Here is an 11,955-nt window from a genome sequence, read left to right as displayed (position 1 = left end):
ACTGTTGGCCATGGCAGGGTCTACTAGGTCTACAACGGCGCGACGGCTCCAAGTTCTCAACGCCATCGTGGCCGACTACATTGCATCCCAGGAACCTGTGGGTTCCAAGGCGCTCGTGGAACGGCACCACCTGCAGGTGTCCTCGGCTACGATCCGCAATGACATGGCGGCGCTGGAGTCCGAGGGGTACATCTCGCAGCAGCATGCTAGTTCTGGTCGCATCCCCACGGAAAAGGGCTATCGGATTTTCGTGGATTCGCTCAATGAGGTCAAGCCTCTGACCGCGCCGGAGCGAAGCGCTATCCTCGGTTTTCTTGAGGGCGGCGTTGATCTGGAGGATGTGCTGCGTCGCTCCGTGCAGCTTCTGGCCCAGTTGACTAGGCAGGCAGCAGTAATCCAGCTACCTTCCTTGCGGACCTCGCGAGTCAAGCACTGCGAGGTAGTTGCGCTGACTCCGACCCGGCTGCTGCTAGTGATGATCACGGATCTCGGCCGGGTGGAACAACGCAATGTGGAACTCGTACAGCCGATCGAGGATGTTGCTCCGCTGCGTTCGCTACTCAATAATGCGTTGGCAGAAAAGACGATGGCGGACGCAAGCGTCGCGCTCGCGGATCTGCTGGAGCACACCCCGAGCGAATTGCGTGATGTGATGCTGCGCTGCGCGACGGTCCTGATCGAGACCCTGGTGGAAGCGCCATCGGATCGACTGATCCTCGCCGGAACATCGAACCTATCTCGCATTTCTCCGCTAAGCACCTCCGTATTGGAAGCGCTGGAGGAGCAAGTAGTAGTTTTGAAACTGCTGTCGCACGTGCAAGAAGGCGAAGTGAACGTCAGCATTGGTGCGGAGAACATGGATCACGGCCTACACTCCGCCTCAATCGTGTCCACGGGATACGGCGACGAGGATGCCACTTTCGGTGCCCTCGGGGTGGTCGGTCCCACGTTTATGGACTACAGCGGAACTATTTCTAAGGTTTCCGCCGTTGCACAATATGTCAGCAGAGTCTTGAAGAATTAGAAAGGGTTGAAGTCAATGGCGCGCGACTACTACGGCATTCTTGGGGTCGACAAGGGGGCATCCGACTCGGAGATCAAGAAAGCCTATCGTCGGCTCGCTCGCAAGTACCACCCGGACGTCAATAGCACCGAAGAAGCCGCAGAGAAGTTCCGCGAGATTTCTTTGGCAAATGAGGTCCTGACGGATCCGGAGAAGCGTCGCATCGTTGATATGGGTGGCGACCCAATGGAACAACCTCAGGGTTACGGCGGTGCGCCGGGTGGCGGTTTCGGCGACATCTTCGAAGCCTTCTTTGGCGGAGCTGGTACTCGTGGCCCACGCTCCCGCGTCCAGCCGGGCAACGACGCGCTCCTGCGCACGCGCATTGAGTTGGCTGAGGCTTTTGCCGGTGTGAAGAAGGAAATCACCGTGGATACAGCGATCCTCTGCGATGCCTGCGCGGGCTCCGGATCTGGTTCCAAATCCAAGCCACACACCTGTGGGCATTGTCAGGGTTCCGGTTCCATCCAAGAAGTTCAGCGTTCATTCCTGGGCAATGTCATGACCACCCGTCCCTGCCACGTGTGCCAGGGCACCGGCGAGGTCATTCCGGATCCCTGCGAGAAGTGCCATGGCGACGGCCGCGTGAAGTCTCGCAAGGACCTGACCGTGAGCATTCCAGCGGGTATTTCGGACGGTATGCGCATCCGCATGGCTGGACGTGGCGAGGTAGGCCCGGGTGGCGGACCTGCAGGCGACCTCTATGTGGAGATCAGCGTCGCCCCGCACCCGATGTTCATCCGTGAAGGAGACAATCTGCACGTCACCGCTAAGGTTCCGATGATCGATGCAGCGCTGGGCGCGCAGGTCCAACTGGAGGGCCTTGATGGCAATCCGATCGACATCACAATCCCGGCCGGATCTCAGCCCGGTCAGCAAATCCATGTAACCGGGGCGGGCATGCCGGTGCTGCGCTCGGAGACCACCCACGGCGATCTCATTGCTCACGTGGACGTTCAAATTCCTACCGACTTGGACTCACACACCCGCGAGGCGTTGGAGAAGCTGCGTAACCGAAGCAAGGAGACCACCGAGATTCACACCGAGGGTGGCGAATCCTCCGTATTTGATCGATTGCGCAACCGTTTCCGCCGATGAGCCTGCCCACCTTTGTCTATGACCTCGACGCCGTCCTCGCCGGCAAGCGTCCCGAGCTGCCCGCGACTGTCGGCGAGCTCAGCGGCCCGGAAGGCCGGCACGCGGTCACTGTGAAACGGCTCGGTGTTGGGGAGCAGCTGCTGCTTATCGACGGCCATGGGGCGGGCATTGAGGCAACGGTGACTTCCGTGTCTAAGGCTGCGCTGCAGTTTGACGTCGATAAGCACGTCGAATTTCCCGACCGACCTCCGGTGACCATCGTGCAGGCTCTCCCCAAATCCGAGCGCTCAGAGCTCGCGGTTGACCTGATGACTCAGGGTGGGGCCGATGTCATCGTGCCTTGGCAGGCTGCGCGGTCGATCGCGAAGTGGGGCGCAAAAGCGGAGAAAGCTGGTGCTAAATGGCGCTCGATGGCTGTGGCCGCCTCCAAGCAATCGCGCCGGATGCGTATCCCCGAGATTGCGCCGTTGGCCAGCACAGCGGATGTTATCGCTCAGGTGCAGCAATTGGTGGCAGCTGGGGGAGTCGCGGTGGTGCTGCATGAGGATGCGGCCGTGCCGTTTTCCACAGTCGAATTCGGTGCGCGTGCGGCGCTGTTCGTGGTGGGGCCCGAAGGTGGCCTGAGCCCGGAAGAGGTTTCACAGCTGACGGCGGCCGGCGCGGTGTCGGCGCTGCTTGGGCCCGAGGTGCTGCGTACCGCGAGCGCCGGGCTGGTCGCGCTGGCCGCGCACGGGGCGTTGGCGCGGTGGTGATGCTGGCAGCCATGCCCAACTTGCAGAGCACTGCCACAACGAGGAACAGGCTCTTGTCGCCGAATTCAACTCAGTACGGCGGGGCTTAATGCGAGCGCCATTCTAAATTTCAATGGCAGGTTGTTGCGGAACAAACTTGATAGAGTTGGCCAGCATAGATGTACAGACCTGCCGCGACCGGGAAGACTAGGTAATTTTGGCGATTTATAAGCGTGATGACATCATCACTCAGCAGTACGTGTTGAACGAGGATTTCGCGAACACAGTACTGGGCATCGAAGATGAAAATCTGCGGGTGCTGGAGAACCTTATCCCCGTAGACGTCTTTGTGCGGGGGACGGAGGCAACTCTGACTGGGCCGGACTACGAAGTAGCTCGGGTTAAGAAGGTGCTGGATGAGCTGCAGGCGATTGCGCGCCACGGTCACGTCATCAGCCCAGACTCGGTGAAAAACGCAGTGAGCATAGTGTCCAAGGAAGCACCACAGTCCGTGCGAGAGGTGCTGGCGGCGGACATCATCGCGCGCAAAGGCAAAGTGATTCGCCCAAAGACTTTGGGGCAGAAGATTTACGTCGATGCGATCGACGAGAATACGATCATTTTCGGCCTGGGACCGGCTGGTTCCGGCAAAACCTATCTCGCCATGGCCAAAGCCGTACAGGCATTGCACGCCCGCCAAGTCAATCGCATTATTTTGACTCGCCCCGCTGTTGAAGCGGGGGAAAAGCTCGGTTTTCTTCCCGGCACGCTGGATGAGAAGATCGATCCCTACCTGCGCCCACTGCATGACGCGCTGCGGGATATGGTGGATCCGGAAATCATCCCCAAGCTGATGGAATCCGGCCTCATTGAGGTGGCCCCGCTGGCGTATATGCGTGGTCGTACTCTCAACGATGCTTTTGTCATCCTTGATGAGGCGCAAAACACTACGCCCGCGCAAATGAAGATGTTCCTGACCCGATTGGGCTTCGGCTCGAAGATGGTGGTTACTGGCGACATCACCCAAATCGACTTGCCGAGTGGCCAGCGCTCGGGGTTGCGTATTGTGCGTGACATCCTCGCCGATGTGGCAGATGTGCACTTCTCGGAACTGACGAGCGAGGACGTAGTGCGTCACTCCCTAGTTGGGCGCATCGTGGAAGCCTATGATGAGTACGAAGCAGAGACGGGAGAGGGGTACTAAATGAGCATCGAGGTTTTTAATGAATCGGGCTACCCGGGCGTCAACGAAGAGATGCTCATCGACGTAGCCTCCTATGCTCTCACGCGCATGGATATTCATTCTGCGGCGGAAATGAGCATGCACATCGTGGATCTAGATACGATCGCCGACCTGCACGTGCGATGGTTGGATCTAGAGGGGCCGACCGATGTGATGAGCTTTCCGATGGATGAACTCACGCCCGGTTCGGGCCGCCCCGATGCCGCTGAACCAAGCCCGGCGATGCTCGGAGACATTGTGTTGTGCCCCGAATTCGCGGAAAAGCAAGCGCACAAGGCCGGACACGACCTCGGACACGAGCTATGTTTGCTTACTGTCCACGGTTGTTTGCACCTACTGGGATATGACCACGTCACTCCGGCCGAGGAACAGGAAATGTTCGCGCTACAAAATGAGTTGCTAGCGGATTGGTATGAGGACATTGCCGACCGCGGGGTGACTTATCAGCCGAAGCCGACTGGCGCCGGCGCGTTCCCAAGTGCGGCAGATCGGGAGCAACTCGGCTAATGCTCAATGCCTTAGGGCTGGTTATCGCACTTATTGGGTCGGGCGCGCTGACAACGGTGGAATCGGCAGTCTCCTCGATCTCCCGTGCGCGGGTAGAGGAGCTGGTCAAAGATGATCGCCCGGGGGCAGAAGCGCTCCTAAAGGTGGTGACTAAGCGGGCTGAACACATCAACTTGTTGGTGCTGTTGCGCACGCTTCTCGACGCCGTGGCGGCAGTCTTCACCGTGTCGCTGTGCATCGAAATCATCCACTCCCGTCCGCTGGCCATTACTGTCGCCGTGGCGGCACTCACGCTGGTGACCTTCGCCGTGATCGGTGTGTTTTCTCGTACGGCCGGACGGCAGAATCCCTACACTGTCTCGCTCAACTCGGCGATCTTCCTTAACTCGATGTCCTATGTGTTGGGCCCCATTCCGAAGGTCCTGATTTGGCTGGGCAATAAACTCGCCCCGGGCTCCGGCTTCCGGGATGGCCCCTACGCTACGGAAATTGAGCTCCGCGAGATGGTGGACATCGCACAAGAGCGCGGCATCGTGGAAGTAGAAGAGCGCCGGATGATTCAGAATGTGTTCGACCTCGCGTCGACCACCGCGCGCTCGGTGATGGTGCCGCGTACTGAAATGATCTGGATCGAAAAGGACAAGAACGCTGGTCAAGCCACTGCGCTGTGTGTGCGTTCTGGGCACTCTCGCATTCCAGTCATCGGGGATACCGTGGATGACATCATCGGTGTGGTCTACCTCAAGGACCTAGTGCAAAAGACGTATCATCTGCCAGACGGTGGCAAGAGCGTGCTGGTGGAAGACGTGATGCGTAAAGCAACGTTCGTTCCGGATTCGAAGAACCTAGACGGGTTGCTGCATGAGATGCAGTTGCACCGTAATCACATCGCGATGCTGGTGGACGAATACGGTGGCATCGCTGGTCTGATCTCCATCGAGGACATCTTGGAGGAGATCGTCGGTGAGATCGCAGATGAGTACGATCACACTGAGGTTGCCCCTGTCGAGCGCCTCAGTGAGCGGGAATTCCGTGTTGTCTCTCGACTCTCTCTTGATGATCTGCAGCAGCTCATCGATGAAGAATTGGACTTGGAGATTGACTTCGATGAGTACTCTGAGCAGGTAGACACCGTAGGTGGGCTGATTGCCTACGAGCTCGGTAGGGTACCGCTGCCCGGCGCACAGGTTGAGATCGCTGGGCTCAAGCTGACAACTGAAGGGCGAAGAGATCGGCGTGGGCGCATGCGAGTGACCTCAGCGATTGTTGAAGTCATTGCTACACTCGACGCATGACCGAACTTGGATTTACCAACGAAAACTTCCGCTCCGGATTCGTCAGCTTTGTGGGGCGGCCGAACACCGGTAAATCCACGTTGACGAATGCGCTGGTCGGCGAGAAGATCGCGATCACCGCCAACCAGCCGGAAACCACACGACACCCCATTCGTGGCTTAGTGCACCGCCCGGATGCACAGATCATTGTCGTCGATACGCCCGGCCTGCACCGTCCGCGCACGCTGCTCGGCGAGCGCTTAAATGAGATTGTCAAGGAGACCTACTCTGATGTTGACCTCATTTGCTTGGTGATTCCCGCCGACGAAAAGATTGGACCTGGCGACCGCTGGATCCTCGACGCCGTGGGACAAGTGGCGCCAAAGACCAAAATCATGGGCGTGGTGACTAAGATCGATAAGGTTTCTCGTGATCAAGTGGGCGCTCAGCTCATGGAGCTGCACGAACTGCTGGGTGGTGACTGTGAAGTCGTCCCGGTCTCTGCGAAAGAATCCGAGCAAATCGACGTACTAAGCGACGTCATCGTCTCCCAGTTGCCCCAAGGGCCAAAGTTCTATCCTGACGATCACATCACCGACGATGACACCGAAAAGCGCATGTCCGAACTGATTCGTGAGGCTGCGCTATCGGGACTCAAAGACGAACTCCCACACTCCGTGGCTGTGGAAATCGATGAGATCCTCCCCAACGAGGACCGCCCCGGTGTCCTCGACATCCATGCCGTGATCTATGTCGAGCGTCCGGGTCAAAAGACGATTCTGATGGGTAAGGATAACCGCCGGATGGGGCGCATCATCCATAATTCGCGCCAGTCCATCATCAAGCTGGTGGGGCGCAACGTGTTCCTGGATCTGCGCATCAAGGTGCTCAAGGATTGGCAGTCCGACCCGAAGGCTCTCGGGCGCCTGGGCTTCTAATTAGACATGCATTCCTATCGTGCCCGCGCCCTCGTCGTGCGCACGTATGATTTCGGCGAGGCAGACCGGGTTGTTGTGTTGCTCACCCCATCCGGCATCGTGCGCTCGGTGGCGAAAGGCGTGCGCAGGGCGAAGTCCCGGTTCGGATCCCGAGTACAGCCGTTTGTGCTTCTCGACGTCCAGCTGTACCCCGGCCGCAACCTAGACACCATCACTGCGGCTGACACGGTCGAATTCTTCGGCTCCGGGATAATTGCAGACTATGCCAAATACACCGCCGCCAGCGCTGTTTTAGAGGCCGCGGAACAGCTCAGCTTCCATGAAGGCGAACTGTTTGAACTCACTGTGCGGGCCCTACGCAAGATACAGAACGCGTCTTATCCGACAGCAGTCCTGGATGCGTTCTTGTTGCAAGCGATGGATGTTGCCGGCTGGGCTCCCAGCTTGTTCGATTGCGCGCATTGTGGCGCGCCCGGTCCACATTGTGCTTTCCATCCTGGTGCCGGAGGCGCACTGTGTGAGAATTGCCACCTGTCCGGATGTGCCACTCCGCCCACGGAGGCGCTGCGCTTGATGTGGTGGCTGTCCCACGGCGCGTGGGATGCAGTGGGTGCCCTTTCCGAACAACCTGAATTTGAATCGCTGCTGGCCGCCGCGCATCAGCTCACGCGCGCTCACCTACAGTGGCATTTGGAGCGTTCAATGCATGCCCTAAACTTCGTGGATACTGGCTGGACACACTAAGATGGGCCAAGTGAGTGCACCAAACATCCCGCAAGAGTTTCGCCCCAACCACATCGCACTGGTGATGGACGGCAATGGTCGCTGGGCCCAAGAGAGAGGCCTGAAGCGTACTGAAGGCCATAAGCGGGGGGAGGCGGTGCTCATGGATGTGATCGATGCCTGCCTCGAACTGGAAATCCCGTACCTTTCCGCTTATGCCTTTTCCACCGAAAACTGGCGGCGTTCCACAGAGGAGGTGCGCTTCCTCATGGGCTTTAACCGTGACGTGCTGCGGCGCCAGCGAGATACCCTCAATGAAAAAGGGGTTCGCGTGCGTTGGGTCGGCCGGAGGCCACGTTTGTGGCGCGCTGTTATCAAGGAACTTGAGGCTGCCGAGGAACTCACCCAGCACAACACTCGGATGACGTTGGCGATGTGCGTCAACTATGGTGGCCGGGCAGAGATCGTGGATGCGACCCGTGAAATCGCCCGCCGGGCGGCGGCAGGTCAGTTGCACCCGGATCAGATCACCGAGAAGTCTTTTCCGAACTTCCTCGACGAGCCCGATATGCCGGACGTGGACCTGTTCTTGCGTCCCTCTGGCGAAAAGCGCACCTCAAACTTTTTGCTTTGGCAATCGGCCTACGCAGAGATGGTGTACCAAGACAAACTGTTCCCTGATTTCACTCCGGAAGATCTGTATGCCGCGGTGCTGGAGTACGCCAAGCGGGATCGTCGATTCGGTGGGGTGAAATAGTGTGCCCGACAAAGCTCAGATCAAAAGGTGGCAAAAGCACCTAGCTAACGAGCGCGCCGAAGCCGCAGTGTACCGGCAGCTAGCCGCGCGCAAGGCTGGCGAGGAACGGGAGATCCTGCTGACGCTAGCGGAGGCAGAATCCCGGCACGAGGCCCATTGGATGGGGCTATTGGGTGAGCATGCTGAGAAGAAGTGCAGCCCGGATCTCGCCACGAAAATCAAGGGCTTCCTCGCTCGGCACTTCGGCTCTGTTTTCGCCCTTGCGTTGATGCAGGCCGCCGAATCCCGTACCCCGTACACCACCGATGCTGATGCCACGGAACAGATGTCTGCCGATGAGCGCATTCACGCAGAGGTGGTACGTGGTCTAGCGGAGCGGGGGCGGGAGCAAATGTCCGGCAACTTCCGGGCTGCTGTCTTCGGCATGAATGATGGCTTGGTTTCCAACTTGGCATTGGTGCTCGGCATTGTGGGTTCCGGGGTGAGCAACAGCTATGTGCTGCTCACCGGTATCTCTGGGCTCCTTGCGGGGGCGTTGTCGATGGGCGCAGGGGAGTACGTCTCGGTTTCTTCACAGCGCGAGCTACTCGACGCCTCCAAGCCGAATCCCGAAGCGATGACGGCTATCCCGGCCTTGGATGTGGATGCCAATGAGCTGGCATTGGTCTACCGTGCGCGCGGATTGAGTCCTGCGGAGGCCGCAGACAAGGCTGCCGTGGTGATTCGCTCTTTTAATCACCCTTCGGCGGCCTCAGCGTGGGAAGGTAATTTGGGAAGTAATGAGGTGGTGGGCAGTGGCGCTGCTGCGGCGATTTCTTCCTTCTTGTTTTTCGCCTCTGGCGCACTTATCCCGATTGTGCCATTCCTTCTTGGTCTTTCAACCACTGTGGCAGCACTGATCGCATGCGTGCTTGTCGGCCTTGCGCTGATGCTCACCGGCGGCGTGGTGGGAGTGCTCTCGGGTGCCTCGCCGTTGGCACGGGCGCTGCGCCAGGTGGCGATCGGGCTGGGCGCTGCCGCAATTACCTATGGTTTGGGCTGGCTTTTCGGAGTCTCAGTAGCCTAGACCGCAGCAATTAGTTCCCGTTGCAGGGCTGCAAGTTTTCATCCGTGCAACGGGTTAAGTCGTGCGAGAAGGCTAGGAGGCCTTTCCGGCGCACTTGCGGCAGAGGCCAAAGACTTCTGCGGTATGACCGACGAGTTGGTAGCCGTTTTCCTTTGCAACGCGCTCTGCCCATGTCTCAACGGCATCGCCTGCAATTTCCACAGTGTTCCCGCACTCAGTGCACACCAAGTGATGGTGGTGATGCTCGGATTCGCAGTGGCGGTACAAGGTTTCACCGGTAGCCATGTGCAGGACATCTACGGCGTCGATATCCGCGAGGGACTGCAGAGTGCGGTAGACGGTGGTGAGGCCAACCTTCAGGTTCCTCTTGGTGAGAGCCTGGTGGATAGACTTAGCGGATGAGAATGTATCGATGTCACGGAGAACCTCGATAACGGCAGCGCGTTGTCTAGTACTACGTTGGCCCAATTTCGGGATGGGGGACTCGCTACGCGTGGTCATAAGTGGCTGCCTTCCGGACAAAAACCGTTATTTTTCACTATTAAGTTACCACGTCTACAACTTGCGGTAGTTGACGTGTACCCCCAATTCGAAAATGGAATCCAAGATTGGCATGACATTGATGCTGGATAGGGAGTAATACATCTCTCTTCCTCGGCGTTCAGCAGTAGCTAACCCCGTTGTGCGCAGGACCTTGAGATGCTGACTGATCAGGGGCTGACTGGACTCCAACTCACTCACCAATTCATGCACACAGCGTGGGGAAGCCTGGAGCAGATACAGGATTTTCATTCGCAGCTGCGAATCTAAAGCGCGGATCAATAGCTCAGCACTGGCATAATCTCGCTGGGCCACTACGGGGTCTGGTGCCTGCGTTTTCAATTTTGCTCACTCCTTGGTAAGGCTCACTTCCTGGCCCGCAGTAATGAGCAAGAAAGTGCTTATAATTCCAAGTAAAGCCCACATTAGAATCGCAGGTCAAGGGGTAGTTAAGGGAGATTGCGCACACTTGGATACACTGAAAGGACAAGTAAAGCTCGGCAGCCAGTCGAGTCCAACCTTATTTAGCTGTAGCCGCCCAGTCATCGTGTGTCGCCGGTTCACTCCGGAATTAGGCGTACCGACGGATTGTGGGGGATGAACTGCAGCAGTAAACCACTCAAGGAGTGTCGTGGCTTCAGTAATCGATTCCGTAGTTAGCCTCGCGAAACGTCGCGGTCTGGTCTACCCATGTGGCGAGATCTATGGCGGTACCCGTTCCGCTTGGGATTATGGTCCGCTCGGCGTGGAGTTGAAGGAAAACATCAAGCGTCAGTGGTGGCGCACCTTCGTGCAGGGGCGTGACGACGTCGTCGGACTCGATTCCTCTATCATCCTGCCACGCCAAGTCTGGGAAGCCTCCGGACACGTTGCTACCTTTACTGACCCCCTGGTGGAATCTCTGCATACGCACAAGCGTTACCGCGCTGACCACCTCATTGAAGCGTATGAGGCTAAGCATGGCCACCCACCAGCTAACGGCCTGGCGGATATTAAGGACCCAGAGACGGGACAGCCGGGCAACTGGACTGAGCCAAAGATGTTTTCTGGTCTGATGAAGACGTATCTCGGCGCTGTCGATGACAAGGAAGGCCTGCATTACCTGCGGCCAGAGACCGCGCAAGGCATCTTCATTAACTTCAAGAATGTTGCCACCACCGCGCGTATGAAGCCGCCATTCGGTATTGGCCAGATGGGCAAGGCTTTCCGTAATGAGATCACCCCGGGCAACTTCATCTTCCGTACCCGTGAGTTCGAACAGATGGAGATCGAGTACTTTGTTCACCCATCCGAGGTAGAGGCTAAGTTTGACGAGTGGGTCACTGCTTGCTGGAATTGGTTCACTGATCTGGGCATCAAGGAAGAAAACCTGCGCCAGTTCGATGTTCCTGCCGATGAGCGTGCTCACTACTCAGATCGCACCATCGACTTCGAGTACAAGTTTGGCTTCAGCGGCAACCCGTGGGGCGAGCTGATGGGCGTCGCAAATCGTACCGACTACGACCTCTCACAGCACACCGAGCACTCTACCGATGACATGAAATACTTTGACCAGGTCACTGGTGAGAAGTACCACCCTTATGTCATCGAGCCGTCCTTTGGCTTGACCCGTTCCCTAATGGCATTCTTGGTCGACTCCTACACCGAGGATGAGGCACCGAACTCCAAGGGTGGAGTAGATAAGCGAGTTGTACTCAAGCTGGATCGTCGTCTCTCCCCAATCAAGGTGGCCGTCCTGCCACTGTCCAAGAAGGAAGAGCTTGCCCGCCCAGCGGAGGAGATCGCCGCTAAGCTGCGTGGACTGTGGAACATCGACTATGACACTTCCGGTGCCATTGGGCGTCGTTACCGCCGCCAAGACGAAATCGGTACCCCGTTCTGCGTCACCGTGGACTTTGACACCCTCGAGGACAATGCAGTGACGGTCCGTGAGCGGGATACGATGAGCCAAGAGCGCGTACCCGTGGCAGAACTCGAAGGCTACCTAGCGCAGCGTCTGGTAGGTTGCTAACCCT

The 11,955-nt window shown here is 58.0% G+C and carries 13 protein-coding genes; 11 read left to right on the top strand and 2 right to left on the bottom strand.

Translation table 11 applies throughout. From position 1 onward, the window contains the following. Positions 1–10 precede the first annotated feature (10 nt). From hrcA to WG915_RS09965, 10 genes are all read left to right on the top strand, one after another. Positions 11–1,024 carry a heat-inducible transcriptional repressor HrcA gene (gene hrcA / locus WG915_RS10010; RefSeq protein ID WP_339565241.1) on the top strand — a complete coding sequence of 338 codons (1,014 nt, stop codon included), beginning with the start codon at positions 11–13 and terminating at the stop codon, positions 1,022–1,024. A gap of 15 nt (positions 1,025–1,039) precedes the next feature. Beyond that, a complete protein-coding gene (gene dnaJ / locus WG915_RS10005) occupies positions 1,040–2,161 on the top strand; it encodes a molecular chaperone DnaJ (RefSeq protein WP_339565240.1) in 1,122 nt (373 codons plus the stop codon). Beyond that, positions 2,158–2,913 carry a 16S rRNA (uracil(1498)-N(3))-methyltransferase gene (locus tag WG915_RS10000; protein ID WP_339565239.1) on the top strand — a complete coding sequence of 252 codons (756 nt, stop codon included), beginning with the start codon at positions 2,158–2,160 and terminating at the stop codon, positions 2,911–2,913. Before dnaJ ends, WG915_RS10000 begins: the two co-directional genes overlap by 4 nt. 196 nt (positions 2,914–3,109) lie before the next feature. After that, positions 3,110–4,096 carry a PhoH family protein gene (locus WG915_RS09995; protein ID WP_339565238.1) on the top strand — a complete coding sequence of 329 codons (987 nt, stop codon included), beginning with the start codon at positions 3,110–3,112 and terminating at the stop codon, positions 4,094–4,096. Then, a complete protein-coding gene (gene ybeY, locus WG915_RS09990; RefSeq protein WP_339565237.1) occupies positions 4,097–4,642 on the top strand; it encodes an rRNA maturation RNase YbeY in 546 nt (181 codons plus the stop codon). It abuts the gene before it with no gap. Continuing rightward, entirely contained in the window at positions 4,642–5,937 is a 1,296-nt protein-coding gene (locus tag WG915_RS09985; RefSeq protein ID WP_339565236.1) for a hemolysin family protein, read from the top strand. Before ybeY ends, WG915_RS09985 begins: the two co-directional genes overlap by 1 nt. Next, on the top strand, positions 5,934–6,854 hold the full coding sequence (gene era, locus WG915_RS09980; protein WP_339565235.1) for a GTPase Era: 921 nt from the start codon (positions 5,934–5,936) through the stop codon (positions 6,852–6,854). The genes WG915_RS09985 and era overlap by 4 nt, the downstream gene beginning before the upstream one ends. Positions 6,855–6,860: 6 nt before the next feature. Beyond that, a complete protein-coding gene (recO, locus tag WG915_RS09975) occupies positions 6,861–7,598 on the top strand; it encodes a DNA repair protein RecO (protein WP_339565234.1) in 738 nt (245 codons plus the stop codon). Between the two features lies 1 nt (position 7,599). Beyond that, positions 7,600–8,334 (top strand): isoprenyl transferase, encoded by a 735-nt coding sequence (locus WG915_RS09970; RefSeq protein WP_339565233.1) that lies wholly within the window; start codon positions 7,600–7,602, stop codon positions 8,332–8,334. A 1-nt stretch (position 8,335) separates the two neighbouring features. Next, a complete protein-coding gene (locus WG915_RS09965) occupies positions 8,336–9,400 on the top strand; it encodes a VIT1/CCC1 transporter family protein (RefSeq protein WP_339565232.1) in 1,065 nt (354 codons plus the stop codon). A 72-nt stretch (positions 9,401–9,472) separates the two neighbouring features. Here WG915_RS09965 and WG915_RS09960 read toward each other — a convergent pair whose 3' ends face one another. Together WG915_RS09960 and WG915_RS09955 are read right to left on the bottom strand one after the other, a co-directional pair. Continuing rightward, complete coding sequence (locus WG915_RS09960; protein ID WP_339565231.1) at positions 9,473–9,901, bottom strand: Fur family transcriptional regulator; 429 nt, start codon at positions 9,899–9,901, stop codon at positions 9,473–9,475. A 54-nt stretch (positions 9,902–9,955) separates the two neighbouring features. Next, the gene (locus WG915_RS09955) at positions 9,956–10,282 is read right to left on the bottom strand and encodes an ArsR/SmtB family transcription factor (protein WP_339565230.1); all 327 of its coding nucleotides are present in this window, start codon (positions 10,280–10,282) and stop codon (positions 9,956–9,958) included. Between the two features lie 289 nt (positions 10,283–10,571). On the opposite strand from WG915_RS09955, the gene WG915_RS09950 reads away from it, so the two are divergent. Continuing rightward, on the top strand, positions 10,572–11,951 hold the full coding sequence (locus WG915_RS09950; protein WP_339565229.1) for a glycine--tRNA ligase: 1,380 nt from the start codon (positions 10,572–10,574) through the stop codon (positions 11,949–11,951). Positions 11,952–11,955: the final 4 nt, after the last annotated feature.

Origin of the sequence: Corynebacterium sp. H128 (genome assembly GCF_037482625.1) — a bacterium.
In the GTDB taxonomy this organism is placed as follows: domain Bacteria; phylum Actinomycetota; class Actinomycetes; order Mycobacteriales; family Mycobacteriaceae; genus Corynebacterium.
This window is presented reverse-complemented; position numbering and strand designations above follow the sequence as displayed.